The organism is Streptomyces sp. NPDC025273 (assembly GCF_040638585.1).
Taxonomy (GTDB): Bacteria; Actinomycetota; Actinomycetes; order Streptomycetales; family Streptomycetaceae; genus Streptomyces; species Streptomyces cinereorectus.
Window position 1 is genome coordinate 313440 of record NZ_JBEZYP010000004.1, and the last position, 25470, is coordinate 338909.

Here is a 25470-nt window from a genome sequence, read left to right on the forward strand (position 1 = left end):
GGGTGGCTGCGTCACCAGGCCACCGGAGCCGACGGGGTGTGTGTCCCGCTCACTTGAGATTAACCGGCGAGTAACGAGCGCGCCAGTCCCGGGCCGCTGTGCACTGGCCCACACTTCTGCCCGACACGGTCCGTGTGCACCGATAAACTGACGGTCATGGATGAGGAGTTCCGCTCACTGACGGACCGGCTGCGGGCCGAGGCGGGGGAGTCGGCGGCCTTCCGGCGACTCCTCGGCACGGAGGACGACGAGGAGCTGGCCGGTGTCCTCGTCGCGCGCGAACGCCCGCTGTGGGCCCGCGAGATCGCGGCGTTCCGGCTCGCCTGTCGCGGTGACCGCCGGGCCTTCGAGGCGCTGGTCCTCCTCCTCAACCACCGTGATCCCGAGCGCTGCGTCTCGGCCGCGCACGCCCTGCTGATCCTGGGTGACCCGCGAACCCCCGCCGCCGCGGCGGCACTTGCCGGCAACACCCTGCGCACCGCCTACGCCCTGCACCCGGTGCGCCTGCTGACCGCCCTGCGCGCACCCGAGTCCGTCCCCGCCCTGGCCGGCACCCTGCGACGACTGCTGACACCCGGGGAGCCGCACTGGCGCGTCGCGCTCGCGTGCGTGGAGGGCCTGGGGACTCTGGGGGACGCCGGGGCCCGCCCGGTCCTGGAGGCGGCGCTGGCGCACCCGCGCCTCGGGGCTGCGGCGGCCGAGGCGCTCAGCCAGCTCCCTGCCGGGTGAGCGTGCGCACGTACCGGACCTCCGGCACCGAGGCGCGCCCCGCCTCGAAGGACTCCTCGGCACCGTCCGGCAGGAACCCGGCCCGCTCGTAGAAGCGGCGGGCCCGCACGTTGTCCCTGAGCACCCAGAGAGCCATCTCGCGGAATCCGGCCGTGGCGGCGCGGGCGGTCAGCTCCGTCAGCATCGCGCGGCCCGCACCTGTGCCGATCCGGTCCGGGTGCGCGTAGATCGCGTACAGCTCGCTGCGGCCGGGCGGTGCACCGGCGTCACGGCAGGGGCCGTAACACGCCCAGCCGGTCACCGTGGAGTCCGGCGTCAGGGCCACCACGTGCACCTGTGTGCCGCCCGCCGCGAGGGAGCGACGGCGCTGCTCGGCGTCCCGCGCGACGTCCATCGCGTCCAGATACGCCTGCGGAACCATCCCGGCGTACGCCCACCGCCAGCCGCGCACCCGGATCTCCGCCACGGCGTCGCAGTCACCCGGCACCATGTCGCGTACTCGTACGCCGGGGGCGCACGCGGGAGTGGGCCGGGTGGTCATGCGGTCCATCCTGGCGCACGCCCCGGCGGAAGGCCGTGCCGGGGCTCAGCCGCGGAAGCCGAGCAGTCCGTGCAGCGTGCTGCCCCTGGTCTTCGTCCCCGACTTCGCGGTCGTCAGCGGCTTCGGCTCCGGCAGCGCGTCGCAGACCGCGTCGGCACCGCTGCCGCCGCCCCGGGGGACGGTGCCGTCGGTGAGGTAGTCCACCAGGTACGCGTCCAGGCAGTCGTTGCCGCTCAGGCTGATGCCGTGGTTGCCGCCGCCCTGCTCGACGACCAGGGCGGAACCCTTGAGCTTGCGGTGCAGGGTGACACCGCCCTCGTACGGCGTGGCCGCGTCGTCGGTGGCCTGGAGGAGCAGCGCCGGCGGGATCTCGTGGTTGCTGACCCGCACCGGGTTCAGCGGCTCCACCGGCCAGGTCGCGCAGGGGGCATTGTACCAGGTGTTGTTCCACGCCATGAAGGGCGACTTGCGGTGCGCCCGCCAGGTGTCGTTGCGCCAGGTGGTCCAGGTCCGGGGCCAGGCGGAGTCCCGGCACTGCACGGCCGTGTAGACCGCGTACCCGTTGTCGCCGCCGGAGCCGCCGCCGGCGAAGTCCTCGTGGGCGGCGGCGAGCGCGTCCTCGTCCCCGTCGTTCACGTACGCCGCGAACGCCCGGGCCAGGTGGGGCCAGTAGCCGTCGTAGTACCCGCCCGGCAGGAAGGTGTCCTCCAGCTCGCTCGGGCCCACCGTTCCGCCCGCGGGATGCGCCTTCACCGCGGCGCGCATCCGGTACCAGGCGGCTTCGACCCGCGCCGGGCCGGTGCCGAGGCCGTAGGTGGCGTGGTTCTTCGCGACCCAGGCGGCGAACGCCTTGTGGCGGGCGTCGAAGGCGTGGTCCTGGCCGAGGTTGTCCTCGTACCAGACGCCGTCCGGGTCGACGACCGAGTCGAGCACCAGACGCCGCACCCGCTCGGGGAACAGCTTGGCGTACACCGCTCCCAGGTAGGTGCCGTAGGAGTACCCGAAGTAGTTGATCCGCGGGGCGCCGAGGGCGCGGCGGATCACGTCGAGGTCCTTCGCGGCGCTGACGGTGTCCATGAACGGCAGCAGGTCGCCGTGCTTCTCGCCGCACGCGGCGGCGAAGGACGCGGCCCGGTCCCGGTTGGCCTCCTCGGCTTCGTGGGAGTCCGGCACGGTGTCGGGGCGTACCGGGTCGAAGTGCTTCGGTACGCAGTCCAGGGCGGGGGTGCTCCTCCCCACTCCGCGCGGGTCGAAGCCGATCACGTCGTACCCGGCGGCGAGTCCGGCGGGCAGCGAGGCCGCGACGAAGCCGGCCATCGAGAGTCCGCTGCCGCCGGGGCCGCCGGGGTTGACCAGCAGCGGCCCCTGGGTGTTCTTCGCCGTGTGCGGGATCCGCGACAGGGCGAGGGTGACCTGCCGTCCCGAGGGGCGGTCGTGGTCCAGCGGCGCGCGGATGGTCGAGCACTGCAGCCGCGGATACGTCTTCGTCCCGCAGGCCGTCCACGTCAGCGGCGCCGCGGCGGCAGTCGTCACAGCGGAGCCGTCGGACGTGGTGGACGCCGCGGACGGGGCCACGGTCACCAGGCCCGCGACCGTGGCGCCGACCGCGACCAGAATTCCTGCACGTTTCGTCATATGGCCTCCCGTGGTGGAGGGAGCGCGCCGGTGAGCGGCACGGCCCCCGCCGGATGCTCCCCGAATCCGGGCACGGCAGGACGGATTCCACCGAGAGTTGACCCGTTCGAGCGGGCGCGCGGACGCGGTCGGAGCGGGGTCAGCTGGGTGGGGCCGGTGCCGTCCGGCAACGGGAGGGGCGCCTCGGGTACGGAGATCCGGCGGGCCTCGCCCCGGTGCGCGGGGCCGATGCCGAATTCGGCCGCCAGCTTCCGCAGAAGGTGATCCCTTGGAATTCGGGTGTGTGTCGAAGGTGCGCGTGGTCACCGCGTCCGCGGCGAAGAGCGCACCGTTCCCGGTCTTTGCGGTGTTCTCGGCCAGATTGTCCCAGCGCATGGACGCCTCCTTGGTGGCACTGCGCAGAGAATAGAACACTTGTTCCCGTAAGTGTGTGCGGCAAGAACGCGGGGCCCGATTTTGAGGGGTCGCACCGGAGGTGGTTGGCTCAGCCTCACCCCGAACATCCGAGTGCTGGAGGAACAGGCATGGCGCAGGTCGAGGCCACGACAGAGCGAATCATCGCGGCGGACGCAGAGACGGTGTTCGATGCGCTGGCCGACTACAAGGAGGTCCGGGGCAAGGAGCTGACCGGGCACTTCAGCGAGTACGAGGTGCGCGAGGGCGGAGACGGCGAAGGCACCCTCGTGCACTGGAAGCTCCAGGCCACCAGCAAGCGGGTGCGCGACTGCCTGCTCGAGGTCACCGAGCCGACCGACGGGCAGCTGGTCGAGAAGGACCGCAACTCCTCGATGGTCACCACCTGGATCGTCACGCCGGCCGGTGAGGGCAGGTCCAAGGCCGTCGTCACGACCGTCTGGGACGGTGCCGGAGGCATCGGCGGCTTCTTCGAGAGGACCTTCGCCCCGAAGGGGCTCGGCCGCATCTACGACGAGCTGCTGCAGAACCTCGCCGCCGAGGTCGAGAAGTAGCCCGTGCGCTGACTTCACCGGCTCCGCAACCGGCCTCACCGGAACGGGTGGTTCTCCGGGACGGCCGGTTGTGTGCCGCACGCGATCTCCAGCTGGGTCACGAGGGCTGAACAGCCGTACCGCGACGGGGCCGTGCGCCCTGCGGGCCTTGCGCTGCCGGAAGGCCGGTCGGGCGGTGCGGCGGTCTCAGCGCGGCGGGTCCTCCCTGACCAGCGCCATCAACGCCCGGGCCCCCGGGCTCATGGCCCGGGAGGGCGGGAGCAGCACCACGCTCTCGTAGACCGGCCGGTGCGTGCCGTCGAGCTCCACCACCACGAGCCCCCGGGCCTCCTGCTTGCGGGAGAAGTGGTGCGGCACCACCGCGATGCCGAGGCCCTCGTGGACCAGCTCCAGGAGGCTGTGTACGTCGTTGACCTCCAGCGCCACCGTCCGGCGCACCCCCGCCGCGGCGAACGCCTCGTCCGCCGCGCGGCGCGGCCCCCAGTCCGGGTGGAAGTCGATGAACGGCTCACCGTGCAGCCCGGTCCACGCCACCCGGGACGCCTCGCCGAGGCGGTGACCGGGTGCGCACAGGACGACCATGGGCTCCCGCGCCAGCGGCATGAGCTCGCCCCGCCACTCCAGCGGGCTGACGGTGGCGGCGAACGCCAGGTCCAGACGGCCGCCGGCCACCCCCTCCAGCAGGCTGGAGGTGCCCTCCTGACGGAGCCGGATCTCCATGTGCGGATGCGCCCGGTGGAAGGCGGCGAGCAGCCGGGCCGGGCTGACGCCGGCCACGCACTGCTCGACCCCCAGCGTCAGCGTGCCGCGCAGCAACCCCCGTACGGCGTCGACGGCCTCCCGCGCCGCCCTGGCCCCCGCCAGCGTGCGCTCCGCCTCCACGAGCAGCGCCTGCCCCGCCTCCGTGAGCCGCACGGTGCGCGTGGTGCGGCTGAACAGGGGAGTCCTCAGCTCGTGCTCCAGCGCCCGTACGGACGCCGACAGCCCGGACTGGGACACCGCGAGGCGTTCCGCAGCGCGGGTGAAGTGCCGCTCCTCGGCGACGGCGACGAAATGCTCCAGCTGACGCAGTTCCATGATTGAGCAATCTAGTCGATGAATCCCAGTGGAATCTCCTGTTGGACCGCTGGATCGATCTCCGCCAGTCTGGACACGCGCACCAGACCTGGCGCGCTCCCCCGGACCTCTCCCGTGGAGTGCTCGCATGTACGTTCCGTCCGCCGACCGCTACACCGTCATGCCCTACCGGCGCACCGGCCGCAGCGGCCTGCTGCTCCCGGCGCTGTCGCTCGGGCTGTGGCACAACTTCGGAGGCGACCGGACCCCGGAGAGCCAGGGCGAGATCCTCCGCAGGGCCTTCGACCTGGGCATCACCCACTTCGACCTGGCCAACAACTACGGGCCGCCGCCCGGCTCGGCCGAGGTCGCGATGGGCCGCGCCCTGAAGACGGACTTCGCCCGCCTCCGGGACGAGATAGTGATCTCGACCAAGGCCGGCTACCACATGTGGGACGGTCCGTACGGGGAGTGGGGGTCCGCGAAGTCCCTGCGCTCCTCGCTGGACCAGAGCCTGACCCGGCTCGGCATCGACTACGTCGATGTCTTCTACTCGCACCGCTTCGACCCCGGCACGCCGCTCGAGGAGACGATGCGTGCGCTGGACAGCGCGGTGCGCCAGGGCAAGGCGCTCTACGCGGGCGTCTCCAACTACTCCGCGGGACAGACCCGCGAGGCTGCCCGGATCCTGAACGAGCTGGGCACCCCGCTCCTCATCCACCAGCCCCGTTACTCGATGCTGGACCGCTGGGTGGAGGACGGGCTGCTGGACGCCCTGGACGAGCTCGGCACCGGCTCCATCGCCTACTCGCCGCTGGAGCAGGGCATCCTCTCCGACCGCTATCTGCGGGGCATTCCGGAGGGCTCGCGCGCCGCGGGTGCCAGCCCGTTCCTGTCGGCCGACTCCGTCACCCCCGAGCTGGTGGGCCGGCTGGGCGCGCTGAACGAACTGGCGCAGGAGCGCGGGCAGTCCCTGGCCCAGCTGGCGCTGGCCTGGGTGCTGCGCGGCGGCCGGGTCACCTCCGCCGTCGTCGGCGCGAGCAGTGTCGCCCAGCTGGAGAACAGCGTGGCGGCGGTCCGCAACCTGGAGTTCGGCGAGGAGGAACTCGCCCGGATCGACGAGCTCCTCAAGGGCACGGGCCGCCCCTGAGGACTGACGGCCCGGCGGGTCAGAGCCAGCCGTTGCGCCGGAACCCGCGGTGGATGACGAAGCACGCCACGGCCATCACACCCAGGACCGCCGGGTAGCCGTAGGTCCAGCGCAGCTCCGGCATGTGGTCGAAGTTCATGCCGTACACCCCGCACACCATGGTGGGCACCGCGACGATCGCGGCCCATGCCGTGATCTTGCGCATGTCCTCGTTCTGGGCGACGGTCACCTGCGCGAGATGGGCCTGCAGCACGGAGTCGAGCAGCGCGTCGAACGAGGCGATCTGCTCGGCCGTGCGGGCCAGATGCCCGGCCACATCACGGAAGTACGGCTGGAAGCCGGGGCCCACCGGCTCCATGACCTGGCTCGCCAGAGCCTGCAGCGGCCGGTCCAGCGGGGACACCGCCCGCTTGAACTCCAGGAGTTCGCGCTTCAGCTGGTAGATGCGGCCCGCGTCGCCCCGGCCCGCGTGCTCGCTGAAGACCGCGGTCTCCACGGCGTCGATGTCGTGCTGCATGGAGTCGGCCACGACGAGGTAGTCGTCGACCACCCGGTCGGCTATCGCGTGCAGCACGGCCGCCGGTCCCTGGGCCAGCCGCTCCGGCGTGGCCTCCAGGTCCTCACGCAGCGGGCCGAGCGAGCCGTGGCTGCCGTGCCGGACGGTGATCACGAAGTCGGCACCCGTGAAGACCATGATCTCGCCGGTGTCGACCACCTCGCTGGTCGCGGTGAGTTCCTCGTGCTCGACGTAGCGGCACGTCTTGAAGACCGCGAACAGCGTTCCGTCGTACCGCTCCACCTTGGGCTGCTGACGGGCGTGCACCGAGTCCTCGACGGCCAGCGGATGCAGCGCGAACAGGTCGGCGAAACCGGCGACCTCGGCCGCGGTCGGTTCGTGCAGACCGAGCCAGACGAAGCCCCGGCCCGAGGACCGGACCCGCCGCAGGGCCTCGTCCGCCGGGCAGTCGGACGGATGCCGCAGCCCGTCCTCGTCGTACACGACGCAGTTGACCACCGCGCTGCCGAGCGGCGAGCGTGCCGGATGGCTCAGGTCCACCGTGCCGCGGTAGGCACGGCGGACCGCTCGGCGGAGATTGCGGATCATCGGCACTGCGGACTCCTTCGCACGATCGGCGGCCAGTGTGCCACCCTCGCCCACCGGCCGGTTCCCACCCCCACGTCACCGGACTGGACCAGTGACAGATCGCGGCGGCTCTGGTCCCGTGCCGTCCCGGCGCGTACCGTGATGCGGCACGAAGATCCTCTTCCCGGAGAGCGGGCGGGGGATATCCGTCAGCCGTACGGGTAGCGATGTCGCACGAGGGATGCGGTGACCGTACGTCACGCACCCGACCGACCAGCGACAGGACCGCAGCACCGTGAAGATCCTCGTCAGCGCCGACATGGAAGGCGCCACCGGCGTGACGTGGCCGGCCGACGTGCTGCCCGGCACCCCGCAGTGGGAGAGGTGCCGCTCGCTGTTCACCTCCGACGTGAACGCCGCGGCCCTCGGCTTCTACGACGGGGGCGCCGACGAGGTGCTCGTCAACGAGGCCCACTGGTCGATGCGCAACCTCCTCCTGGAGCGGCTCGACGACCGCGTCCAGATGCTCACCGGCAGGCACAAGTCTCTCTCCATGGTCGAGGGGATCCAGCACGGGGACGTCGACGCTGTCGCGTTCGTCGGCTACCACACCGGCGCCGGCACGGAGGGCGTGCTCGCCCACACCTATCTCGCCAACTCGATCACCGGGGTCTGGCTGAACGGTGTCCGCGCCAGTGAGGGCCTGCTCAACGCCCATGTCGCGGCCGAGTACGGTGTCCCCGTCATCCTCGTCACCGGCGACGACCTGACCTGCAAGGACGCAGACCTCTACGCCCCCGCCGCCCGCAAGGTCGCCGTGAAGGACCATGTGTCGCGGTACGCCGCCGTGTGCCGCACCCCGGCCCGTACCGCCGCCGACATCAGGGCGGCGGCCAAGGAGGCGACCGCACTCGCCGTGCGCCACGCACCCGTGACGGGGGGCGGGTACACGGTGGAGCTGGAGTTCGACGCCGAGCACCTGGCGGCGGCCGCGACCGTGGTGCCCGGCGTGGCGCCCAGCGGCGAGCGGCGCGTCGCCTACACCAGCGGGACGATGTACGAAGGTATTCGCACGTTCAAGGCGGTGACGACGATCGTGTCGTCCGCCGTGGAGGAACAGTATGGCTGAGACGACCAACCCGCCCGGCGTCGACGACCTGGCGCTCGACGAATCCGTGACGTTCACCTCCGAACTGATCCGGATCGACACCACCAACAGCGGCGACGGCAGCTGCCGGGAACGCCCGGCGGCCGAGTACGTGGCCGAGCGGCTGGCCGCCGCCGGTCTGGAGCCCACGCTGCTGGAGCGCACGCCCGGACGAACGAACGTGGTCGCCCGGATCGAGGGCACCGACCCGTCCGCCGACGCCCTGCTCGTGCACGGCCACCTCGACGTGGTGCCCGCCGAAGCGGCCGACTGGACCGTGCACCCCTTCTCCGGCGAGGTCCGCGACGGCGTCGTGTGGGGACGCGGCGCCGTCGACATGAAGAACATGGACGCGATGATCCTCGCCGTCGTCCGTGGATGGGCGCGCGCAGGGGTCCGCCCCCGCCGGGACATCGTCATCGCCTACACGGCTGACGAGGAGGCCAGTGCCGAGGACGGCTCCGGCTTCCTCGCCGACCGGCACCCGGAGCTCTTCGAAGGCTGCACGGAAGGCATCAGCGAGTCCGGGGCCTTCACCTTCCACGCCGGACCCGGTATGTCGCTCTATCCCATCGCGGCGGGCGAGCGGGGCACCGGCTGGCTGCGGCTGACCGCCGAGGGCAGGGCCGGACACGGATCCAAGGTCAACAGGGCCAACGCCGTCAGCGCCCTCGCCGCCGCCGTCGCCCGGATCGGGGAGTACGAGTGGCCGGTGCGGCTGACCCCGACCGTGCGGGCCGCCCTCACCGAGATCGCCGCGCTCCACCACATCCGCGTCGACCTCGACGCGCCCGGATTCGACGTGGACGAACTGCTGGGCAAGCTCGGCCCGGCGGCCGCGCTGGTCGAGTCGACCGTGCGCAACAGCGCCAACCCGACCATGCTGGACGCCGGCTACAAGGTCAACGTGATCCCGGGCCGTGCCACCGCCCACATCGACGGCCGCATGGTGCCGGGCGCCGAGGACGAGTTCATCGAGACCATGGACCGGCTGACCGGGCCCGGCGTCGAGTGGGAGTTCCACCACCGCGAGGTGCCCCTCCAGGCGCCGGTCGACTCACCGACGTACGCGAAGATGCGGGCCGCCGTCGAGCTGTTCGACCCGGGCGCCCACGCCGTCCCGTACTGCATGTCGGGCGGCACGGACGCCAAGCAGTTCTCGCGCCTCGGCATCACCGGCTACGGCTTCTCACCGCTGAAGCTGCCCGTCGGCTTCGACTACCAGGCGCTCTTCCACGGCGTCGACGAACGGGTCCCCGTCGACGCCCTGCACTTCGGCGTCCGGGTCCTGGACCACTTCCTGCGCACCGTTTGACCGACTACGGGGGGAACCGCCCATGGTGTCCACAGCGGCGTACGGCACATGGCCGTCACCGATCGACGCGGCGCTCGCCGCCTCGCACGACGGCCGGCCGGAGTTCGTCGGCAGCGTCGGCGAGGAGGTGTGGTGGACGGAACCGCGCCCGGCCGAGGGAGGCCGCCGGGCCCTGGTGCGCCGCCGGGCCGACGGCACCACGGCATCGGTGCTCCCCGAGCCGTGGAACCCCCGCAGCCGCGTCATCGAGTACGGCGGGGCGCCGTGGGCGGGGGAGGCCCGCGAGGCGGGCGGACCCCTGGTCGTCTTCGTCCACTTCCCCGACCAGCGGCTCTACGCGTACGCGCCGGACGGGCCCGCCGATCCCTGGCCGCTCACCCCGGTGTCCGAGGTCGGCGGCGGGCTGCGCTGGGTGGACCCGGAACTGCACCTCGACCGCGGCGCCGGCGGTGAGGTCTGGTGCGTCCTGGAGGAGTTCACCGGCGAATCGCCCACCGACGTGCGCCGGGTGATCGCCGCGGTCCCGCTGGACGGCTCGGCCGCCTCCGATCGTGGCGCGGTCCGTGAACTCACCGACGAGAGCCACCGGTTCGTCACCGGTCCGAGAGTCTCGCACGACGGCCGCAGAGCCGCCTGGATCGCCTGGGACCACCCGCGGATGCCGTGGGACGGCACCGTCGTCATGATCGCCGAAGTCACCGCGGAGGGCTCCTTCACCGGCGTGCGGCCCCTCGTCGGCGACATCGACGAATCGGTCGTCCAGGTCGAGTGGGACCGGGACGGCTCGCTGCTCTTCGTGTCGGACATCGGCGGCTGGTGGGAGCTCCAGCGGGTCCGGCCGGACGCCGTCGCGGGCGCCGTCGTACCCAGCAGCCGGCTCTGCTCCGGCCGCGCCGAGGAGTTCGGCGGGCCGCTGTGGAAGATCGGCCTGCGCTGGTTCCGGCTGCTGGACAACGGGCTGATCGCCGTGATCCACGGCCGGGGCACCACCCGGCTCGGCGTGCTCGACCCGGAGACGGGCGAACTCGTCGATGCCGTCGGCCCCTGGACCGCGTGGGCCGAGACGCTCGCCGTGCAGGACACCCGGGTCATCGGCATCGCCGCGAGCCCGCACACGTCGTACGAGGTGGTGGAGCTCGACACCGCGACCGGGCACACCCGGACCATCGGCCCGCCCCACCAGGACGCCGTCGACCCCGCGTACTACCCCGAGCCGCAGATCCGCACCTTCACCGGACCGGACGGCCGCGAGATCCACGCCCACGTCTACCCCCCGCACCACCCCGACCGCACCGGCCCCGACGACGAACTGCCGCCCTACGCGATCTGGGTGCACGGCGGACCCACCGGACGCGATCCGCTCGTGCTCGACCTGGAGATCGCCTACTTCACCTCCCGCGGCATCGGCGTCGCCGAAGTCAACTACGGCGGCTCCACCGGCTACGGCAGGCTCTACCGCGAACGGCTCCGCGAACAGTGGGGCGTCGTCGACGTGGAGGACTGCGCCGCCGTCGCCCTCGGACTGGCCGAGGAGGGCTCGGCCGACCGCGACCGGCTGGCCATCAGGGGCGGCAGCGCCGGCGGCTGGACGGCGGCCGCCTCCCTCACCGGCACGGACGTGTACGCCTGCGGGGCGATCAGCTACCCCATCCTCGACCTGGCGGGATGGGCCACCGGCGAGACTCACGACTTCGAGTCGCAGTACCTGGAATCGCTCGTGGGCCCGCTCGCCGAGGTGCCCGAACGCTACCGGGAGCGCTCGCCCATCAACCGCACCGACCGGCTCACCGCGCCGTTCGTGCTGCTCCAGGGACTCGACGACCCGATCTGCCCACCGGTCCAGTGCGAGCGGTTCCTCGCCGCGATCGAGGGCCGCGGCGTACCGCACGCCTACCTCGCGTTCGAGGGGGAGAGCCACGGATTCCGGCGCGCGGAAACCGTGATCCGCGCGCTGGAGGCCGAACTCTCCCTCTACACACAGACGTTCGGCATCGAACGCACCGACGTACCGCACCTGGAGCTGAAGAAGTGACGCCGGGAACCCTTCACCCCCTCGCCCGGGCGGCCCGGCTGCGCCCCGGTGCGCGGGTCGCGGTCGTCGCGCCCAGCGGTCCCGTGCCGGCCGACCGCCTGGAAAGGGGCCTCGACCTGCTGCGCGGCTGGGACCTGGAGCCGGTGGTCGCCCCCCACGTCCTCGACACGCACCCGGAGCTCGACCACCTCGCCGGTGCCGACGAGCACCGCGCCCGGGATCTCCAGGAGGCCTGGTGCGACCCGTCCGTGGACGCCGTGCTGTGCGCCCGGGGAGGGTACGGCGCGCACCGCATGGTCGACCTCCTGGACTGGCCGGCCCTGCGGGCGGCCGGGCCCAAGGCGTTCGTCGGCTACAGCGACATCACCGTGCTGCACGAGGCGTTCGCCCTGCGGGCCGGATTCTCGACCCTGCACGGGCCGATGGTCGCCACCGAGGTCTTCCTCAAGGACGCGGCCACGCAGGAGTCGCTGCGCACCACCCTGTTCGAGCCCGAGTCGGTGCGCACGCTCGGCCTGGACACGGCGGCCCCGCTGGTCCCCGGCAGGACCCGGGGGATCACCTACGGCGGCTGCGTGAGTCTGCTCGCCGCGGACGCGGGGACCCCGCACGCCCGGACCTCCGCCCGGGGCGGGCTGCTGGTGATCGAAGACATCACCGAGGACCCGTACCGGCTCGACGGCATCCTCACCCGGCTGCTGCGCATCGGGGCCCTCGACGGCGTGGCGGGGGTGGCGTGCGGCTCGTGGCAGGACTGCGGACCGTACGGGCGCGTGCGCGCCGTGCTCGCCGACCGGCTCGGCGGGCTCGGGATACCGGTCGTCGAGGAGCTGGGCTTCGGCCACGGTCCCACGGCGCTGACCGTTCCGCTCGGTGTGCCCGCCGTGCTGGACGCCCCGGCGGACGGCGGCCGTTGCACGCTCACCGCCGAAGTGCCCGCGCTGCTCTGACGGCCCGTACCGCGCCGGGGAGTGAACAGCTGTCGGTGAACCCCACCCCTGTGCGTTGACAGTGCTGTGACGCGTGTCACAGCATGGGCCCGGCTCGGTGCTTACCAGTCGGTAAGGCGTCCTCGGCGTGGAGGTCCATGTGTCGCGTGCTGTCCCCAGGTTCCGCAGTCCGCTCACCTTCGTCGCCGGAGCGGCACTCATCGCCCCGCTCGCCCTGCTCGGCGCGGGTCCCGCTTCCGCGGCCCTCGAATTCACCGTGACCCCGCTGGAGTTCACCGTGCCCGCGGGCGACGGTACCTGCACCGTGGACGCCGACCTCTACCGGCCGGCCGGTGTCGACGCGGAGCACCCCGCCTCCGCGGTCCTCGTGACCAACGGCTTCGGCGGCAGCAAGTCCGACGGCTCCACCGCCGCGATGGGCAAGGCCTTCGCCGCCCGGGGCTACGTGGGCCTGGTCTACTCCGGCCTCGGCTTCGGCGAGTCCGGCTGCCTCATCACGCTCGACGACCCCGCCGTCGACGGCAGGGCGGCCTCCGGGCTCGTCGACTTCCTCGCCGGGACGCGCGCCGCGGACGACGGCACCGAGGCGGACTTCGTCACCGGTGACGGTCCGGGCGACCCGCGCGTCGGCATGATCGGCGGGTCCTACGGCGGAGCCGTCCAGCTGGCCACCGCCTCCGTCGACCACCGGGTCGACGCGCTCGTCCCGCTCGTCACCTGGAACGACCTGGCCTACGCGCTCTCGCCCAACGCGACCGGAGCCGTCCGGGGCGTCTCCTCCGACACGCCCGGTGTCTTCAAGTGGCAGTGGACCAACGGGTTCTACCTGATGGGCGAGGTGCAGCCGCTCCTCGTCCCCGGCCTCGACCCGTCCCGGTCCGGCAGCCTCACCTGCCTGCACTTCGCGCCGCGGGCCTGCGACACCATCCGCCTCCTGAACTCCGGCCGCTATCCGGCCGACCGGACCGAAGCGATGCTGGCGTACGCCCGCAGCGTCTCGCCCGCCGCCTACCTGCCCGCGGTCACCGCACCCACGCTGCTCGTCCAGGGGCAGGCCGACAGCCTGTTCAACCTCAACGAGGCCACCGCCACCTACCGGACACTCCGGGCGCAGGGCACCACCACGAAGATGATCTGGCAGGCCTGGGGCCACAGCGGCGGCCAGGCGCCGGGTGAACTCGACCTCGCCACGGGCAATCTGGAGACCAGCTACGTCGGGCAGCGGATCCTCGCCTGGTTCGACCGCTACCTCCGGCACGAGGAGGACACCGACACCGGGCCCGCGTTCGCGTACTACCGGGACTGGACGAGCGGCTACGGCACCGCGCCCGCCGTGCCCGCCCTCTCCCGGACGATGTACCTCTCCGGCGACGGCACCCTGGTGGACAGCCGCGCGGAGGTCACCCACGGCAGCCGCCGGTACACCAACCGGCTCCTGCCGACCAGCCACTCCGAGAGCTCCCTGGCCGGACTCATCGGCCTCACGGATCCGGCACCGTACGACACCAGGGGCACCCACCTCGGCTGGACCAGCGCCCCGCTGACCGCACCGGTGGACGTCGTCGGCGCGCCGAGGGCCACCCTGAAGGTGAACTCGCCCGCGGCGGAGCGCGTCCAGAACAGCGGTGACGCCGCGGACAAGCTGGTCCTGTTCGCGAAGGTGTACGACGTGGCCCCCGACGGGACGCAGCGGCTGGTCAACCGCCTGGTCGCACCGGTTCGCGTCCCCGACGTCGCCCGCCCCTTCACCGTGGAGCTTCCGGGCATCGTGCACCGGTACGAGGCAGGGCACCGGCTGCGGTTCGTGATCGCCGCCGGCGACACGGCGTACTTCGGCAACCGGGGCGTCAAGCCCGTCACGGTCGTCAGCGCCCCGCGGGACACCGGGGTCCTGATGCTCCCCGTCGTCGGCCGACCGTCACCCGAACGGCCGCACTCCACTGCCCCCGGGCCCGGAACGGAGGGAACCTGAGGTCCGGGGACGGCCGTTCCCGGCCCCCGGTAACAGGACCCAGCGGAAAGGGCGGCACATGAGCCCCAAGGACGTACACAGCGGTTCCACGGGCGCCTTCAGCCCCGCGCGGATCGCCGTCATCATCCTGGCGGTCCTCGCGATCGTCTTCATCTGCGTCAACACCGCCGAGGTCACCATCCGCGTCATCATCCCGAAGGTCACGATGCCGCTCTGGGCGGCGCTGCTGGGAGTGTTCGTGGCCGGACTCCTCTGCGGGGGCTACGCGATGCACCGCCGCCGCGTCAGGTAGCGGCCGGAGCCGGTTCGGGCGCGCCGCGGGCCGTCAGGCGCGGCCCGTGCCGTAGAACCGCACGTAGTCGACCGTCATCGTCGCGGGGGACGGCGTCGAGGTGTCGGGAGGGCCGGGCCAGTCGCCCCCGACGGCGACGTTGAGCAGCAGGTGCATGTCCTGTTCGAAGACCCAGTCGCCTGGTGCGGGCAGCTTCGACGGAGTCAGGGTGAAGTACGGCTTCCCGTCGACGGACCAGGTGATGCGGCGCGGCTGCTTGTCGACGGAGTAGGTGTGGAACGCCCGCGACGCGTCGGCCGGAAGAGTGGTGGAGCCACCGATGCCCTCCTCGTTGAAGTAGGTCGGCCCGTGCGCGGTGCCGTACACCGTTCGCGGTTCCGCGCCGACCACCTCGCAGATGTCGATCTCACCCTGCCCGGGCCATTGCGCCCCGTTGTCGCCCAGCATCCAGATCGCCGGCAGCAGCCCCGTGCCGGTGGGTAGCCTGGCGCGGACCTCCACGCGTCCGCGGGTGAGCGCGACCTTTCCCTCAGTGGTCAGGCGGGCGGACGTCCAGGGGCAGAACCGCTGCGTGTGACAGGGGAGTTCGGACCCGGACGGGGCGGGGCGCGCCGAGATCGCGAGGTGCCCCGCACCGTCGAGGGAGGAGTTGGCCACGTCGTCCGTGTAGTACTGCAGTTCGTTGTTGCCCCATCCCTCGGCATCCCGGTTCCCGGTTTCGGTGTTCCAGGACCCTTCCGACGGGCGGGTGGCCGCCGCCCCGTCGAACTCGGCCCGCCAGAAGGGCTTCTCCCCGGCCGGGGGAGCGTGCGTGTCCGCCGGAGCGGAGCCGCATCCGCTCAGCAGTCCGCCCATCGCCAGCACGAGTGCCAGACGGGTGCGTCGGTTCATCGCGCTGCTCCTGGGAAGTCGTGCGGGAAACGGTGGGAGCGGGCCGGTCGGCGCCTCTGTGCCGGCCCGTGGTCCGGCGTCATGCCGCCGGTCCCCGCCGTCCCTTGTAGTTGATCTTCATGGTGTCCATGTCCGTCACGGAACAGCGCAGTCCGCCGTGTCCGAGGCCTCGCGCCGCGAGGGCCGTCTCCGCGCGGTCCTCGGCGATCGCCGCGGCCATCTCGTCCCCGTCCGCGGGGTCCGAGGCCAGCACGTACCGGAAACTGAAGTGCTTCAGCGCGGTGTCGTACGTGAGCGTGCCCTCCTCGGTGAACTGCATGGCCGCCAGGCCGTGTTCCTCCACCTCGGCCAGCAGCCGCTCCCTGCACCCGTCCGTCAGTCCCTCCCAGGTGCCCCGCACGATCACCCGGTACGTGTGCTGCGTGCCCATCGTCCTGCTCGCCCTCTGCTCGACAACAACCGAGGCGAGGCTACGACGACGGGGCCCGGACGCATGCGGAATATCGCGGCCGGGCGCCGTCCGCCGGACTCCGTCAGGCGGCGGCCTTCCGGTCGACGTACTCGAAGACCGAGCCGTCCGGGTGGAGGGCGATCAGGTTACGGCCCGCCGGGGTGGGCACCGGGCCGGCGATGACCTTCGCGCCCACCCGGGTCAGTGCCGCGTTCGCCTCGTCGACGTCCTTGACCGCGATCGTCGCCGACACCTTGCGCAGCACCTCCAGCTCCGACTCGGGGCCGCTCATCAGCAGAAAGCAGCCGATCGCGGCGGCCGAGACCCCGCCGCGCTCGAAGCGCAGCGCCTGAGTGCTGGTCAGGCCCTCGTAGAAGGCCACCGAGGCCTCCAGGTCGTCGACGCAGATGCGCAGCGTGGTTCCCAGGATCTCCATCCCCTGATCTTCGCAGAGAATCCCGGCCTGCGGGCGCCTTCCGGCCGGTCGCTCACCCCCGGCAGAGCAGCTCGCCGTGCGGGACCAGGAACCACGCGTCGGCCTCCTCGCCCCAGGCGCGCCAGGCGTCCGCGATCGCCGTCAGCTGCTCGGGGCGCGCGTGCCCGCCGTCCACCGCCAGCTTCGCGTACACCGACGCCGTCGTACGGTCCGCCCACAGACCGCTCCACCAGGCGCGGTTCTCCCCGGCGAAGCACCAGGCCCCCGCGGTCGGCGTGATGTCGGCGAAGCCGGCCTGCCTGGCCCAGGACAGCAGTCGGCGTCCGGCGTCGGGCTCGCCCCCGTTGGCGCGGGCCACCCGTCCGTACAGCTCCTGCCACTCCGTCATCCCCGGTACCTCCGGGTACCAGGCCATCGCCGCGTAGTCGCTGTCGCGTACCGCGACGACGCCGTCCGGCCTGCACACCCGCCGCATCTCGAGCAGTGCCCGCACCGGGTCCCCCACGTGCTGGAGCACCTGATGGGCGTGGACCACGTCGAAGGAGTCGTCGGCGAAGTCCAGCGCGTGCACATCGGCGGTGGCGAAGTCGACGTTCTCCAGGCCGCGTCCGGCCGCTGTCTCGGCCGCCCGGTCGAGGATCCCCTGGTTCGTGTCGACCGCCGTCACCCGGCCCGGTGCGACCAGCGCCGCGAGGTCGGCCGTGATGGTGCCCGGACCGCAGCCGACGTCGAGCACCCGCTGGCCGGGGGCGAGCCGGTCGATCAGATACGCCGCCGAGTTGGCGGCGGTCCGCCAACGGTGCGAGCGCAGCACCGACTCGTGGTGGCCGTGGGTGTAGGTCGCGGTCTCTTTCGGCATGGCCGTGTGTCCTCCCCGGACTTTCGGACTGCTCGGGCTCCAGTGAGCGGTGACGCCACGGTACGCCGAGATGTCGCATCCTGAGACACGCGTCTTGCTATGTGGAACCACTAGACCGGCATCGGGCAGTAGACCGTGAGCGCCTCCGGCAGCTTGTCGATCATCAACTCGCTTCCGGAGTGAGCCACTTCACCGTCGTAGGCGTACGGAGTGCCCGGGGTGAGGCCGGAGATCCGGACCTGGCGGCGCCGGACCGCCGCATGGACGGGTGAGCGGCTCAGAGGTCCGGCGATCGCCGCCGCGAGCAGCCGCAGCCCCGGGGTGCGACCGCCGTGCACCACCCGTACGTCCAGCAGGCCGTCGGCCAGGTTGTGCCGGCGGCCGGGCGCGGGGCCCACCCGCTGGAACAGTCCGTTGCCCACGAAGAGCAGCCACAACGGCCGCTTCCGGCCCTGCAGTTCGGCGGTGAGTGGGCGTTCGCCGCGCAGCGCGTGGAAGGCCGCCAGCACTCCCGCGGGCCAGCCGCCGATCCTCGGCGCCCAGTGCTCCCGCGTCCGTACGAGCTCCGGATAGACCCCGAGGCTGAAGGCGTTGAGGAAGTAGCCGTGGGCACCGCCCGGCCCCTGCGGTCCGGGCCGGAAACGGCCCAGGTCGACCCGGACCGCGTCTCCCACGGCGAGAGCGGTGATCGTGTCGTGCACCGTCTCGATGCCGAGGTCGTACGCGAAGTGGTTGAGCGTCCCGCCGGGGAACACCGCGAGCGGCAGGCTGTGGGTCGCCGCCACGGCCGCCGCCATGTTGACCGTGCCGTCGCCCCCGCAGACGCCCAGGGCCTTGCCCCGTCGCGCCGCCTTGTCCAGCGCGCCCGACAGGTCGGCGGGCGCGCACTCCAGCACCTCGGCGAGCGGCAGCGCGTCGCGCACCAGGCCGGCCGCCGCGGCCGCGGAACCGGACTCCCGGTTCACGATGACCACCAGGTCCTGTCCGGAGGGCAGCGCCGGGGCGCCGGTCCGCGGTCTGCCCGGTGCGGGCAATTGGCCACGGGTGGGTACGACGCCCCGCAGCGCGAACGCCGCCCCTATGCCGAGCGCCGCACCGGCCAGCACATCGCTCGGATAGTGGACGCCGGTGTAGACGCGGGACGCTGCCACGGCCGCCGCGACGGGGGCGACGGCGGCGCCCCAGCCCTTGGACTCCATGGCGACGCCCGTCGCGAACGCGGCGGCGGACGCCGCGTGCCCGGACGGGAAGGACGTGGTGAACGGCTGCCGCTTGAGCTGACGCATCACCGGGACCATGTCCAGGAGCGGACGCTCCCTGCGGACCGCGCCCTTGCCCACGGTGTTGATCGCGGCGGAGGCGACGGCGAGGGAGGCGATGCCGCGCAGTGCGGCGCGGCGTGAGCGGGCACTGGTGCCCAGCGCCGCCATGCCCGCCGCCGCCCCGAACCACAGCAGCCCGTGGTTGGCGCTGCGGCTCAGCCGGGGCAGTACGGGCTCGGCGCCCGGCCAGTGTCTTCTCGCCACGCTCTGGAACGCGGCGAGGTCGCGCCGGCGGAACCAGGTCCGCCAGCGGTCGGGGGAGGGGAGAGGGCTCGATGTCGACATGGCACAGCGACTACCCTGCCGGTGGCCGGTGAACCAGGAGGCGCGCGCACAGAGCTCTGCCTGAAATCCGCCGAGACGCGGAGAATCCGGTGGATTTCCCCCCGCTCCGGCCTCTCTGCCCCCTCCCCGGCGTTGCCCGGACAAGTCCCCTGACGTTAGCCTGCGTTCGTGATTCCGGTCATTGACCGGAGTGTCGAACGAATGGGTGGGCGATCATGGGACGACTCGTCCCCGCGGTGACCAGGGCGCTGGACGTACTCGAGCTCTTCCTCCAGGGCGAGGGAACGCTCTCCGCGCCCGAAGTCACCCGCAAGCTCCAACTGCCACGGACCACCGTCCACGAACTGCTCACCACCCTTGCCGCACGCTCCTACCTGGTCACGGTCCCCGAGCAGCCGGGCCGCTACCGGCTCGGCGTGCGCACCTACCAGCTCGGCAGCCGGTACGCGGAGAAGCTCGACCTGGCGGCCGAGGGCCAGCAGGTGGCCCGCGAGGTGGCCGAGACCTGCGGCGAAACCGTCCATGTCGCGATCCTGGAGGACACCGAGGTCATCTACATCGCCAAGGTGGACTCCACGCACGCGGTCCGCATGGTCTCCGCCGCCGGCCGCAAACTGCCCGCCCACTGCACCTCCGTCGGCAAGCTGCTGCTCGCCGCCCTGCCGGAGGCGGAGCTCGACGCCCGGCTCGACGGCCGCGAACTCGTCGCGATGACCGACAACAGCGTCACCGACGCGGCGGAACTGCGGGCCGCGCTCGCCGTCGTGCGCAAGCGGGGGATCGCGGTCGAGCACCGGGAGTCGAACCCCGACGTGAGCTGTGTGGCCGCACCGGTCCGGGACCGGTCCGGACGGGTCGTCGCCGCGCTCTCCATCTCCGTGCCGATGATCCGCTGGAGCGAGGAGCGCGAGGCGGAGCTCGCGCGGCTCGCCGCGGGCGGTGCGGACGCCTTGTCCGGCCGGCTCGGGCACCACCGGAGCCAGGGATGAGGTACGCCCCGCAGGCCGCCGTCCGGGAACAGGCCGAGCTCGGGGAGGGCCCGACCTGGGACGCGTCGGCCGGACGGCTGATCTGGGTCGACATCCTCTCCTGCCGGGTGCACACCTACGATCCGTCCAGCGGCCGCCGCACGGTCCTGGCCACCGAGCAGCACGTCGGCGCGGCGAAGCCGCGCGCGGGCGGCGGGCTCGTGGTCAACCTGCGGGACGGCATCGGCCTGTACGACGCCGACGGCGCCTTCTCGTGGCAGGCCCGGGAACCCGTTCCCGGGCGGCGGGGCAACGACGCGGCCGTGGCGCCGGACGGGGCCCTGTGGGCGGGCACCATGCGGTACGACGAGGCCGAGGGCGGCGGCAGCCTGTCCCGGGTCGGACCGGACGGCACGGTGACGGGCGTGCTGGACGCCGTGACGGTCAGCAACGGCACCGGATGGAGTCCGGACGGCCGGCTCATGTACTACGTCGACACCCCCACGCTGCGGATCGACGTCTTCGACGTGGACGGTGAGCGCGTCCTGAACCGACGGCCGTTCGCCGTCGTCGAGCCGGGCTCGGGATGGCCCGACGGGCTGACGGTGGACGCCGACGGCTGTGTGTGGGTCGCCTTCTGGGACGGTGCCGCGGTGCGCCGCTACACCCCGGACGGCCGGGTGGACCGCGTCGTGGCCCTGCCGGTCGGCCGGCCCACGGCGTGCGCGTTCGGCGGGGCGGACCTGCGTGACCTGTACATCACCACCGCCCGCACGGGGCTGGACGCGCCGCACCCGCTGTCGGGATCCCTGCTGGTCCTGCCGGACGCGGGGAGAGGGCTGCCGGGCGTGCCGTTCGCGGGGTGAGCGCGGAGCTGTCCCCGGCACCGGCCGGAGCGCCCGCTTCCGGTCCGGCGGCCGCCCCTGCCGGACCCGGTGCGGGGGCGGGCCCCGGGGAACCTCCGTATAAAGGGGCCTGAGGGTGACGCAGCGGAGGAGGCCCCGGGATGCACTGGAGCGAGCGTAAGCGGCCCCGCCCCGCCCGGGAGGACCACGGCCCGGTCCGGTACGGCCCGCCCGCCCCGGACCCCGGTCTTCCCGTGCTGCCCGAGCTCGCCGGCGTCCTGGCCGCCTCGGCCGCCCGGACGCTGCCCGAGCCACCCGGTGGCGGAACGATCCTGCGCGAGGCCGCCTGTGCCTACTGGCGGCGGCGGGGCCTGCACGGGGGCCCGCAGGACATCGCCGCGGCCCCGGGCACCCAGCCCCTGCTGCTGGCCCTGATCGCGGCGTACGGCGGCGACGTGCTCATGCCGCGGCCCTGCCCCGCCACCTGGATGCCGCAGGCACGGCTGCTGGGCCGGCCCGCCTACCTCGTGCCGACCCCCGCCGAGTGCGGCGGCATCCCCGACCCGTACGCCCTGCTGGAGACCGTGCGCAGGGTGCGTGCCGAGGGCGGCAGGCCCCGGCTGCTGCTGATCTCCGTGGCCGACGACCCGACCGCCACCGTCGCCCCGCCGGAGCTGGTCCGTGAGGCCTGTGAGGCGGCGGTCGACGAAGGGCTGCACATCGTCAGCGACGAGACCTGGCGCGACACCCTGCACCGCCCCCACGACACGGTCCTGCTCAGCCCCGCCGAGATGTGCCCGGACGACGTCACCGTGATCGGCGACCTGGCCGGAGCGCTGACCCCGTCCGCCTGGCCGGTGGCCGTCGCACGGTTCCCGGCCACCGCGCGGGCCGCCGCCCGCCGGGCCAGGGTGCTCGACATCCTCACCGCCCTCGGTGCCTTCGTCGCGGAACCCGTAGCCCGGGCCGCCGCCCACGCGCTGCACGAACCGGAGGCCGTCACGGACAGGATCCGGCAGGCCGCCGGCCTCCAGGCCCAGGTCGCCTCCGCCGCCCACCGCGCCGTACTCACCGTGGGCGCTCTGGCCAGACCACCGCAGGCCGGACGGCATCTCTACGCCGACCTCGGCCCGCTCCGCACCCGGCTGGCCGCCCGGGGGGTCACGGACTCCATGGAACTGGAGGAGTACCTGACACGACGTCTCGGCGCGCCCGCTCCCGGAGGCCACCGCTTCGGGGACGAGCTGGGCGCGCTGAGGGTCCGGCTGAGCACCGGCCCGCTGCTCGGATCGACCCCGGAGGAGCAGCTGCGGTCCCTCACCGCGGTGGAGCCCCTGGAATTGCCCCATGTCGCCCAAGCGCTGAGCATGTTCGCAGCAGCCCTCGATGAACTCCGATGACAGGAGCCTCTCGATGACGGAACAGACCGAGCGACCGCACGCCGGCCGCGCGCCCGCGGGCCACCCCGTGGCGGCGGCGCGTCCGCTCGGTGAGGTCCGGGTCTGGCCGCGCAGCTTCGCGGACCGGCTCACCGCACCACTCCCTGGTGTCAGGGGCATGACCCGCCTGGCCAGGGAGCGCGCCCTGCGGCCCAACGCCGAGGGGCTGCGGGGCCTCCTCCGGCTGCCGTACGCACCCGCGCCGCTGCCCGCCGCGGGCGCGGACACCCTGGCCGTCACCTGGGCCGGACACGCCAGCTGGATCGTGCGCATCGGTGGGCTCACGGTCCTCACCGACCCGGTCTGGTCCCGTCGCATCCTCGGCACCCCGGCCCGGATCACCCCGGTCGGCGTCCGATGGGAGGAGCTGCCGAAGATCGACGCGGTCCTCATCAGCCACAACCACTACGACCATCTGGACGCCCCTACACTCCGCAGACTGCCGAGGGACACCCCGCTGTTCGTCCCCGCCGGACTCGGCCGCTGGTGCCGGCGCCGCCGGTTCAGCTGCGTCACCGAGCTCGACTGGTGGGAATCGGCTGAACTGGGCGGTGTCCGCTTCGACTTCGTGCCCTCGCACCACTGGTCCAAGCGCACCCTTCTCGACACTTGCCGGTCCCTGTGGGGCGGCTGGGTGCTCGGCGCGCGGGCGGCGCGGATCTACTTCGCCGGGGACACCGGGTACGGGCACTGGTTCGAGGAGATCGGACGCCGCTACCCGGGGCTCGACCTGGCCATGCTGCCGATCGGGGCGTACGAGCCGCGCTGGTGGCTCTCGGACGTGCACACCGACCCCGAGGAGGCCGTGCAGGCGTACGCGGACCTCGGCGCGCGCGCGATGGCGCCGATGCACTGGGCGACGTTCCTGCTCTCCGCCGAACCGGTCCTCGAACCGCTCACCCGGCTCCGTACCGCCTGGCAGCGGGCCGGATACCCGCGCGGCGACCTCTGGGACCTGCCGGTCGGCGGCTCACGTGTCCTGGGCGGACGGGTCAGCTGCTCCGAGGCGCCCGGAGACGCCGCCACAGGGCCGGCGCCCCGCTGATCAGCAGTGTCAGGGCGACCGCCGCGACCACCCCCTGCCACGGCTCGGGGAACAGCGAACCGCCCAGGATCCCGATCAGCTGATACGTCGCAGCCCACGCCAGACACGCGGGCACGTCACCGCGGGCGAACCGCCGCAGCGGCATCCCGCCCAGCAGACAGGCCAGCATCACGGGTATCCGTCCGGCCGGTACCAGCCGGGACAGCACCAGCACCGTCCCGCTCTGCTCGTCCAGCTTCCGCTGCGCCTGAGCGAGCCGTTCCGGAGCAGCCCGGCCGCTGATCGCCTCCAGCCACTTCGAGCCGTTCCTGGACCGCACCCCGCGCTGCCCCAGCCAGTACAGGCATACGTCCCCGAGGAACGCGGCGGCCGAGGCCACGGCGAACACCACGAGCAGGGCGAACGGTGACGTCTGATGGAACGCCACCACGGCGGCCGAGCTCACCAGCGCCCCCGTCGGCACCACAGGCACCAGCGAACCCAGGGTCACCAGCAGGAACAGCGACGGATAGCCGACAACCTGCTGCGTCGACTCCGCCGGCAGCTGCCGCACCACTTCCTGGATCATCTACGGGCCTCCGGCCGCACATGCTCGCCGTGCCCCAGCCGGTGCACTGACACCTCCGGTGCCAGCCGTGCCGCCTGGCGTACGAACTCGTCGCCCGGCGCGTAGAACTCGTGCGGCCTGATCCCGTCCATCCCGATCGGCCAGTACGTGCCGTAGTGCACCGGCACCGCGGACCGCGGACCCAGCATCGCCAGGGCCTGCGCCGCGCGTGCCGCGTTCAGATGGTGGTGTCCCAGACGCGGACCCCAGCCACCGACCGGCAGCAGCGCCACGTCCACCGGCCCCACCGCATCGGCCATGCCGTCGAACAGCCCGGTGTCCCCGGCGAAATAGGTGCGCGCCGCGCCCTCCACGACATACCCCAGGGCGGGGACGCGGTGCGGGCCGACCGGCAGCCGGCGGCCGTCGTGCAGTGCCGGAACCGCCCGGACCAGCACCTCACCCACGCGGACCCCGTCGCCCGGCGCCACCTCGGCGATCCGCAGCCCACGCGCCCGGCGCAGCCTCCGCAGACCCGGGACGGCCGCCTCCGTGCCCAGCGGCACGATCAGCAGGGTGCCCGGGGAGAGGCGGACCAGGGAGGGAAGGTGCAGATGGTCGGAGTGCAGATGGGAGATCAGGACCGCGTCCGCGACCGCGGCCTCCGGCGGCGGCACCTCGCCCCGGCGACGCCGCAGATGAGCGAAGCGCCGTACGAACAGCGGATCGGTGAGCACCCTGACGCCCGCGTCCTCGATCGTGCAGGTGGCATGACCCCACCAGGTGACCTCCACCGCTCCGCCTCCTCGCTCCGTCGGCCGGCGCACCCGTGCGCGCTCACCCGTACGAGCGTAGGCGCCGCGCTCCGTTCCCACGCCGGTGTGCTCCCGTCCGCCGGTCTCCGCACGGGTACGGACGGCTACACAGGGCTACGGCCGGGGTAGGGTCGGGCGCAGCATCCGAGTGCGGGGGGATCCGTTCATGGGGGACGTCATCGGCGACGTACGGGTGGCGGCCATCGCCAGTCTCACACCGCTGGAAGAGCTCGACGGTGACCCGTTCCTCGTCGACACCCGCAGTCAGCACGCCATGTGCGCCCGCTGGGCCGCCGACCAGGGGTACGTCGTCACGCGGCAGCTGCGCGTCTACGGGCTGCGTCCCGACCACCGCGCCCTGTGGTCCGACGTGGAGTGCGGGCAGGTCGAGCTGTTCGTGGCGCCCAACGACCGGGTGCTCGCCCGCGCCGTCGTCTCGGTGCCGGACTTCGCCGCGGAGTGCGAGCGGCGCGGCGTACGGCTGGAGCTCGCCGGTCTGGAGGAGCCCGTGTACACCGCGCGCACCAAGGCGAGCGTGCACCGCAGGCTCTCCATGCCTACCGCCGGGTACGACGGCTGCTGACCTCCGGCAGGGGCGCGGACCGGCTGTGAAAGGCTGGACGCGGGCCCACGAGGACACCGGGCCGGACGCGAGGTGGGACGGCGTGGGCGACGGGCGATGGCGTACGGCAGGAC

25 protein-coding genes and 1 pseudogene are annotated in these 25470 nt (G+C 72.9%); 14 read left to right on the top strand and 12 right to left on the bottom strand.

Annotated features, from left to right (window positions below; all coding sequences use genetic code 11):
* The first annotated feature begins 156 nt into the window (after window positions 1-156).
* Window positions 157-729: an adenylosuccinate lyase gene (locus AB0F38_RS10250; RefSeq protein WP_361889652.1), complete on the top strand. Its 573-nt coding sequence runs from the start codon at window positions 157-159 to the stop codon at window positions 727-729.
* Here AB0F38_RS10250 and AB0F38_RS10255 read toward each other — a convergent pair.
* The 3 genes and pseudogenes from AB0F38_RS10255 to AB0F38_RS10265 all read right to left on the bottom strand — a co-directional run.
* Window positions 707-1270: a GNAT family N-acetyltransferase gene (locus AB0F38_RS10255; protein WP_361889655.1), complete on the bottom strand. Its 564-nt coding sequence runs from the start codon at window positions 1268-1270 to the stop codon at window positions 707-709. The genes AB0F38_RS10250 and AB0F38_RS10255 overlap by 23 nt on opposite strands.
* A 45-nt stretch (window positions 1271-1315) precedes the next feature.
* A complete protein-coding gene (locus AB0F38_RS10260) occupies window positions 1316-2905 on the bottom strand; it encodes an alpha/beta hydrolase (RefSeq protein ID WP_361889658.1) in 1590 nt (529 codons plus the stop codon).
* Window positions 2906-3161: 256 nt separating this feature from the next.
* A pseudogene (locus AB0F38_RS10265) lies at window positions 3162-3280 on the bottom strand (radical SAM protein); the annotation flags it as partial.
* A gap of 149 nt (window positions 3281-3429) precedes the next feature.
* On the opposite strand from AB0F38_RS10265, the gene AB0F38_RS10270 reads away from it, so the two are divergent.
* Window positions 3430-3873: an SRPBCC family protein gene (locus AB0F38_RS10270; protein WP_361889661.1), complete on the top strand. Its 444-nt coding sequence runs from the start codon at window positions 3430-3432 to the stop codon at window positions 3871-3873.
* Between the two features lie 186 nt (window positions 3874-4059).
* Here the strand turns inward: AB0F38_RS10270 and AB0F38_RS10275 are convergent, their stop codons facing one another.
* The gene (locus AB0F38_RS10275) at window positions 4060-4950 is read right to left on the bottom strand and encodes a LysR family transcriptional regulator (protein ID WP_361889664.1); all 891 of its coding nucleotides are present in this window, start codon (window positions 4948-4950) and stop codon (window positions 4060-4062) included.
* A 127-nt stretch (window positions 4951-5077) separates the two neighbouring features.
* Between AB0F38_RS10275 and AB0F38_RS10280 the strand changes: the two genes are divergently transcribed.
* Window positions 5078-6079, top strand: a complete 1002-nt coding sequence (locus AB0F38_RS10280) for an aldo/keto reductase (protein WP_361889667.1) — start codon at window positions 5078-5080, stop codon at window positions 6077-6079.
* A 19-nt stretch (window positions 6080-6098) separates the two neighbouring features.
* Here the strand turns inward: AB0F38_RS10280 and AB0F38_RS10285 are convergent, their stop codons facing one another.
* Window positions 6099-7184, bottom strand: a complete 1086-nt coding sequence (locus AB0F38_RS10285; protein WP_361889670.1) for a magnesium and cobalt transport protein CorA — start codon at window positions 7182-7184, stop codon at window positions 6099-6101.
* A gap of 274 nt (window positions 7185-7458) precedes the next feature.
* Between AB0F38_RS10285 and AB0F38_RS10290 the strand changes: the two genes are divergently transcribed.
* The 6 genes from AB0F38_RS10290 (at window position 7459) to AB0F38_RS10315 (ending at window position 14871) form a co-directional block, all read left to right on the top strand.
* Window positions 7459-8292 carry a M55 family metallopeptidase gene (locus AB0F38_RS10290; protein ID WP_361889673.1) on the top strand — a complete coding sequence of 278 codons (834 nt, stop codon included), beginning with the start codon at window positions 7459-7461 and terminating at the stop codon, window positions 8290-8292.
* On the top strand, window positions 8285-9625 hold the full coding sequence (locus AB0F38_RS10295; RefSeq protein WP_361889676.1) for a M20/M25/M40 family metallo-hydrolase: 1341 nt from the start codon (window positions 8285-8287) through the stop codon (window positions 9623-9625). Before AB0F38_RS10290 ends, AB0F38_RS10295 begins: the two co-directional genes overlap by 8 nt.
* A 22-nt stretch (window positions 9626-9647) precedes the next feature.
* A complete protein-coding gene (locus AB0F38_RS10300; protein ID WP_361889679.1) occupies window positions 9648-11657 on the top strand; it encodes a prolyl oligopeptidase family serine peptidase in 2010 nt (669 codons plus the stop codon).
* Window positions 11654-12607, top strand: coding sequence for an LD-carboxypeptidase (locus AB0F38_RS10305; protein WP_361889682.1), 954 nt, complete (start codon window positions 11654-11656; stop codon window positions 12605-12607). The genes AB0F38_RS10300 and AB0F38_RS10305 overlap by 4 nt, the downstream gene beginning before the upstream one ends.
* Before the next feature lie 139 nt (window positions 12608-12746).
* The gene (locus AB0F38_RS10310) at window positions 12747-14579 is read left to right on the top strand and encodes a CocE/NonD family hydrolase (RefSeq protein WP_361889685.1); all 1833 of its coding nucleotides are present in this window, start codon (window positions 12747-12749) and stop codon (window positions 14577-14579) included.
* Window positions 14580-14637: 58 nt separating this feature from the next.
* On the top strand, window positions 14638-14871 hold the full coding sequence (locus tag AB0F38_RS10315) for a LapA family protein (RefSeq protein ID WP_361889688.1): 234 nt from the start codon (window positions 14638-14640) through the stop codon (window positions 14869-14871).
* 33 nt (window positions 14872-14904) lie between these two features.
* Here the strand turns inward: AB0F38_RS10315 and AB0F38_RS10320 are convergent, their stop codons facing one another.
* The 5 genes from AB0F38_RS10320 to AB0F38_RS10340 all read right to left on the bottom strand — a co-directional run bounded on the left by AB0F38_RS10320 (window position 14905) and on the right by AB0F38_RS10340 (window position 19115).
* A complete protein-coding gene (locus tag AB0F38_RS10320; RefSeq protein WP_361889691.1) occupies window positions 14905-15762 on the bottom strand; it encodes a glycoside hydrolase family 16 protein in 858 nt (285 codons plus the stop codon).
* Between the two features lie 79 nt (window positions 15763-15841).
* Window positions 15842-16192: a DUF6204 family protein gene (locus AB0F38_RS10325; protein ID WP_361889694.1), complete on the bottom strand. Its 351-nt coding sequence runs from the start codon at window positions 16190-16192 to the stop codon at window positions 15842-15844.
* A 103-nt stretch (window positions 16193-16295) separates the two neighbouring features.
* Window positions 16296-16649, bottom strand: coding sequence for a VOC family protein (locus AB0F38_RS10330; protein ID WP_361889697.1), 354 nt, complete (start codon window positions 16647-16649; stop codon window positions 16296-16298).
* Window positions 16650-16701: 52 nt separating this feature from the next.
* A complete protein-coding gene (locus AB0F38_RS10335) occupies window positions 16702-17508 on the bottom strand; it encodes a methyltransferase domain-containing protein (protein WP_361889699.1) in 807 nt (268 codons plus the stop codon).
* Window positions 17509-17618: 110 nt separating this feature from the next.
* Window positions 17619-19115, bottom strand: a complete 1497-nt coding sequence (locus tag AB0F38_RS10340; RefSeq protein WP_361889702.1) for a phosphatase PAP2 family protein — start codon at window positions 19113-19115, stop codon at window positions 17619-17621.
* Between the two features lie 215 nt (window positions 19116-19330).
* Between AB0F38_RS10340 and AB0F38_RS10345 the strand changes: the two genes are divergently transcribed.
* The 4 genes from AB0F38_RS10345 (at window position 19331) to AB0F38_RS10360 (ending at window position 23412) form a co-directional block, all read left to right on the top strand.
* Window positions 19331-20104, top strand: a complete 774-nt coding sequence (locus tag AB0F38_RS10345) for an IclR family transcriptional regulator (RefSeq protein ID WP_361889705.1) — start codon at window positions 19331-19333, stop codon at window positions 20102-20104.
* The gene (locus tag AB0F38_RS10350; RefSeq protein ID WP_361889708.1) at window positions 20101-20949 is read left to right on the top strand and encodes an SMP-30/gluconolactonase/LRE family protein; all 849 of its coding nucleotides are present in this window, start codon (window positions 20101-20103) and stop codon (window positions 20947-20949) included. Before AB0F38_RS10345 ends, AB0F38_RS10350 begins: the two co-directional genes overlap by 4 nt.
* 140 nt (window positions 20950-21089) lie before the next feature.
* Window positions 21090-22328, top strand: a complete 1239-nt coding sequence (locus AB0F38_RS10355) for an aminotransferase class I/II-fold pyridoxal phosphate-dependent enzyme (protein WP_361889710.1) — start codon at window positions 21090-21092, stop codon at window positions 22326-22328.
* A 13-nt stretch (window positions 22329-22341) separates the two neighbouring features.
* Window positions 22342-23412 carry an MBL fold metallo-hydrolase gene (locus AB0F38_RS10360; RefSeq protein ID WP_361889713.1) on the top strand — a complete coding sequence of 357 codons (1071 nt, stop codon included), beginning with the start codon at window positions 22342-22344 and terminating at the stop codon, window positions 23410-23412.
* Here the strand turns inward: AB0F38_RS10360 and AB0F38_RS10365 are convergent.
* Both AB0F38_RS10365 and AB0F38_RS10370 read right to left on the bottom strand, forming a co-directional pair.
* On the bottom strand, window positions 23360-23980 hold the full coding sequence (locus AB0F38_RS10365; protein WP_361889716.1) for a VTT domain-containing protein: 621 nt from the start codon (window positions 23978-23980) through the stop codon (window positions 23360-23362). The two genes, AB0F38_RS10360 and AB0F38_RS10365, sit on opposite strands and share 53 nt — an antisense overlap.
* The gene (locus AB0F38_RS10370) at window positions 23977-24753 is read right to left on the bottom strand and encodes an MBL fold metallo-hydrolase (RefSeq protein WP_361889719.1); all 777 of its coding nucleotides are present in this window, start codon (window positions 24751-24753) and stop codon (window positions 23977-23979) included. The genes AB0F38_RS10365 and AB0F38_RS10370 overlap by 4 nt, the downstream gene beginning before the upstream one ends.
* A gap of 187 nt (window positions 24754-24940) precedes the next feature.
* Between AB0F38_RS10370 and AB0F38_RS10375 the strand changes: the two genes are divergently transcribed.
* A complete protein-coding gene (locus AB0F38_RS10375) occupies window positions 24941-25357 on the top strand; it encodes a hypothetical protein (protein ID WP_361889722.1) in 417 nt (138 codons plus the stop codon).
* Window positions 25358-25470: the final 113 nt, after the last annotated feature.